This is a genomic window from Piscinibacter sp. (genome assembly GCF_050175855.1).
Lineage (GTDB): Bacteria > Pseudomonadota > Gammaproteobacteria > Burkholderiales > Burkholderiaceae_C > Piscinibacter.
The window spans coordinates 1-3,531 of the sequence record NZ_JBFXIO010000469.1 but is presented as its reverse complement, the minus strand read 5'-3'; the positions used below and the strand labels follow the sequence as shown (position 1 = coordinate 3,531).

5 protein-coding genes and 1 pseudogene are annotated in these 3,531 nt (G+C 69.8%); 2 read left to right on the top strand and 4 right to left on the bottom strand.

Annotated features, from left to right (window positions below; genetic code table 11):
• Window positions 1-190 (top strand): annotated as a pseudogene (locus tag AB7U92_RS24035) (2-dehydro-3-deoxy-6-phosphogalactonate aldolase); the annotation flags it as partial.
• Here AB7U92_RS24035 and AB7U92_RS24030 read toward each other — a convergent pair.
• From AB7U92_RS24030 to AB7U92_RS24015, 4 genes are read right to left on the bottom strand one after another with little or no spacing between them, the layout of a single operon-like run.
• A complete protein-coding gene (locus AB7U92_RS24030; RefSeq protein ID WP_428582869.1) occupies window positions 187-765 on the bottom strand; it encodes a YceI family protein in 579 nt (192 codons plus the stop codon). The pseudogene AB7U92_RS24035 and the gene AB7U92_RS24030 overlap by 4 nt on opposite strands.
• 15 nt (window positions 766-780) lie before the next feature.
• Complete coding sequence (locus AB7U92_RS24025; RefSeq protein WP_428582867.1) at window positions 781-1,347, bottom strand: YceI family protein; 567 nt, start codon at window positions 1,345-1,347, stop codon at window positions 781-783.
• 34 nt (window positions 1,348-1,381) lie between these two features.
• On the bottom strand, window positions 1,382-1,948 hold the full coding sequence (locus tag AB7U92_RS24020; RefSeq protein ID WP_428582865.1) for a YceI family protein: 567 nt from the start codon (window positions 1,946-1,948) through the stop codon (window positions 1,382-1,384).
• Window positions 1,949-1,962: 14 nt separating this feature from the next.
• Window positions 1,963-2,505 carry a cytochrome b gene (locus AB7U92_RS24015; RefSeq protein WP_428582863.1) on the bottom strand — a complete coding sequence of 181 codons (543 nt, stop codon included), beginning with the start codon at window positions 2,503-2,505 and terminating at the stop codon, window positions 1,963-1,965.
• A gap of 172 nt (window positions 2,506-2,677) precedes the next feature.
• Between AB7U92_RS24015 and AB7U92_RS24010 the strand changes: the two genes are divergently transcribed.
• Window positions 2,678-3,531 (top strand): hypothetical protein (locus AB7U92_RS24010; protein WP_428582861.1); only part of this gene is annotated, 854 nt, incomplete at its 3' end.

Below are 3,531 nucleotides of genomic sequence, written 5' to 3'. Positions count from 1 at the left end.
CTCGGTGCTGCCGTCGGGCACGGGCCTGTGGCCGGTGGGCGGCGTCACGCCAGGCAGCCTGGCGGCCTGGCGCGCCGCGGGCGCCGCCGGCGCGGGCATCGGCGGCCAGCTGTTCACGCCGGGTCTGGCGCTGGCGGAGATCGCCGGACGCGCACGCGCCTTCGCCGCGGCGTGGCGCGCCGCCGGCTAGTCGCGGATCGCCTCGACCTGCACCTGCAGGCGCACGCGGTCGGCCACCAGCGGCAGGCCGAAGCTCATGCCGAAGTCGCTGCGGCGCAGTTCGGCCTCGAAGTCGCCACCGCACCACTCGCGCTGAAGCACCGGATGCGTGCCGCACGAGAAGCCCAGCGCGCGCAGGGCCAGCGGCCGGCTGATGCCGCGCAGCGTGATCTCGCCACGCACTTCACGCAGCACATCGCCCTCGAAGACGAAGTTGCGCGCCACGAAGTAGGCGTCGGGGTGCTCGCTGCTGGCCAGCAGGTCGCCCTGGCGCAGGCGGCTGTCGAGCACCGGCAGCCCGGTGCTGACGATGCGCGTCGGGATGATCAGCGAGACCTCGCCGCGGCGCGCGCTGCGGTCGAGGTCGGCCACGCCCGCGAGCGGGCCGAAGCGGCCGCGCAGCGTGGCGGTGCCGAAGTGCATCACCTCGAAGTGCACGAAGCTGTGCGACGGGTCGAGGCGATAGGTTGCCGGCTGGGCGCCGGCGATGCCGTGGGCGGCGAGCGCGGTCCCGGCCGCGAGGCTCGCGAGCAGGGTCCGCTTCATCGCGTCGGGCCGCGCTTACTGCTTGACGGCCTCGATCTGGATCAGCAGCCGGATGTTGTCCGGGATGCCGGGCAGGCCGTAGGTCATGCCCCACTGGCTGCGCGTGATGGTGGTCTCGAAGTCGCCGCCGCAGACCTCGCGCTTGAGCATCGGGTTCTGGTAGCAGTTGAAGTTGGAGGCCTTCAGCGTCACCGGGTTGCTCTTGCCGAGCATCGTCAGCGAGCCGCTCACCTCGGTGACCTTGTCGCCGTCGAACACGAACTTGTCGCTGACGAACTTGGCGGTGGCGAATTCGGCGGCGTTGAAGAAGTCCTTGCTCTTCAGATGGCCGTCGAGCGGGCCGACGCCGGTGCTCACCGAGCCGATGTCGATGGTGATCTCGGCCTTGCCGCTCTTGCCGGCGCGGTCGAACTGCACGGCGCCTTCCTTCTTGTCGAAGCGGCCACGCAGCGTCGAGGTGCCGAAGTGCTTGGCCTCGAAGTTGACGAAGGTGTGCGTCGGGTCGATCGTGTAGGTGGCGCTCTGTGCCTGGGCGAAGCCGGCGGCGGCGAGCAGGGCCGTGGCGAGCAGGGTCTTGGTCATGGAATGCCTCTCCTGAGGGTGGTGGGGTTGGAAATCAGAGTGCGCCGACGCCGGTCAGTGCGAGCTTGAAGCGCACCTGCACGTCGTCGGCGACCATGGAGGTGTCCTTCCAGTCGCCGTCGCCGATGCGGAAGGCCAGCCGCTTGAGCACGAAGCTGCCGGTCGCCGTGGTGGTGCCGCCGGATTGCGCCAGCGCCACCGGCACGACGACGTTCTGCGCCGTGCCCTTGATGGTCAGCTTGCCGGCCACCTCGTACTTGCCGGCGCCAGTGGCTTTCACCGCGGTGCTCTGGAAGGTGGCCTGCGGAAACTTCTTCGTGTCGAACCATTCCGGCTTGACGATCTCGGCCTCCGTCTCGGCGGCGCCCAGCGACACGCTGGCCAGGTCGACGGTGAAGCCGATGCTCGCGGCCTCGGGCTTCTTCGGGTCGAACGCCACCTTGGCGTCGAACTTGCGGAACTTGCCGTCCACCGGCACGCCCATCTGCTTGCTGGTGAAGGCGATCTCGCTGCCCGCGCCCACGAGTTGCTGCGCGCAGACGGGCGGTGCGGCGAAGGCGGCGCCGAGGGCAAGCAGGCTGATGGCGAGGTAGGTCTTCATGGTTCGGTCTCGGGTCAGTCGCGGCCGGGGCGCATGCGCCCGAGCAGGCCGTCGCGGTCGATGAAGTGGTGCTTGAGGGCCGCGCCGACGTGGGCCAGCACCAGGGCGGCCATCGTGAAGGCGAGGATCTTGTGAAGAGGCTTGATGGCCTCGGCGAGTTCCTTGTTCGCCGGCACGAAGTCGGGCAGCGGGATCACGCCGAAGACGACGATCGGGAAGCCCGCCGCCGAGCTGTAGGCCCAGCCGGCCAGCGGCACGGCGAAGAACAGCACGTACAGGGCGATGTGCACTGCGTGCGAGGCGCGGCGCTGCCATGCCGGCATCGGCACGTCTTCGGGCGGACGGTGCGTCAGACGCCACAGCAGGCGGATCGCCGACAGCGTCAGGATGCAGATGCCGGCCCACTTGTGCCAGTTGTAGAGCTTCAGCCGCTGCGGCGACATCGGCAGGTCGGTCATGTAGAGGCCGACGATGAACGAGCCCACGATCGCCAGGCCGAGCAGCCAGTGCAGGGCGATGGCGGGGCCGGTGTATCGCGCTGGTCGGGAGGTATTCATGGCAGGCGGCATGTGCGGTCGGTCAGCGGCACTGTAGGCGGCGACTGTTCAAAGGCGCTTCACGCTGCTTGACGTGATCGTTCAAAAACTTGCGGCGGTTGCGTGCCCTCAACGCGCCGCCGGCCGCCAGGCCTAGAGTGCCAGCATCGCAAGCGTCCACGCGGAGGTCGGCATGGAAACCAGTCATCGGATCGGTCTGTGGGCGAGGTCCTGCCTTGCCGCGGCGATGGGACTGTCGCTGGCCGCCTGCGGCGGTGGGGGAGGAGGAGGGGACGACGGATTCCCGCTTCCGGGCACCGTCGACGTCACTGCCACCAACCAGGACACGCTCGCGCGTGCCGGCATGGTGGCGCTGCAGGCGGGTGTGCTGGGCGCTACGGTCGGTGTGGCCGGCGGAAGCAGCCCGACCGCGCGGGTCGCGGCCGCGGGGCGCAAGCGTGCGGCGGCAGTGCAGCCGCCGGAGGTCGAGCCCTGCTTCGTCTCGGGAAGCACGACGACGGTTTACGACGATCGTGACAACAGCGGCACCTCCACGCCCGGGGACGTGGCCACCATCACCTACAACGACTGCGTGGAAGTGGCGGGCGAGGTGACCAACGGAACCATCGTGGCCACCTACACGCAGATCCAGCTGGCAGTCTTGCCGGCCACCATCGGCGCACGCATCACGACGAACGACCTGCTGACGCAGACCGCCACCCGCAGCGTGGCCACGCAGGGTGGTTTCGACTTCCTGCTCAGCATCCAGAGCGTGACGGCCGACAGCCTGCGCGTCAGCGTGCCCAACGCGCTCGCGCTGGCGATCACCACGCCGGTCTACACCGACACCGTGACGCTGCAGGCCGGCTACGTGCTGCAGGCGGCCTACGACGCCACGGCCGTGCCGCCCGGCGGCACCGTGCCCGGGCGGACCAGCACGACCGCCAGCGGCCTCGTGGAGTCGGCGGTCGCGGCCGGCAGCGTGCGGGTGTACACGCTGCAGCCCTTCGTGCAGTACGACGTCGATCCCTACCCGCGCTCGGGCCA

Coding starts and splice junctions, on each gene's coding strand:
- AB7U92_RS24015 (WP_428582863.1), bottom strand. CDS start 2,505: ATGAATACCTCCCGACCAGCGCGATACACCGGCCCCGCCATCGCCCTG.
- AB7U92_RS24030 (WP_428582869.1), bottom strand. CDS start 765: ATGAAGCGGACCCTGCTCGCGAGCCTCGCGGCCGGGACCGCGCTCGCC.
- AB7U92_RS24020 (WP_428582865.1), bottom strand. CDS start 1,948: ATGAAGACCTACCTCGCCATCAGCCTGCTTGCCCTCGGCGCCGCCTTC.
- AB7U92_RS24025 (WP_428582867.1), bottom strand. CDS start 1,347: ATGACCAAGACCCTGCTCGCCACGGCCCTGCTCGCCGCCGCCGGCTTC.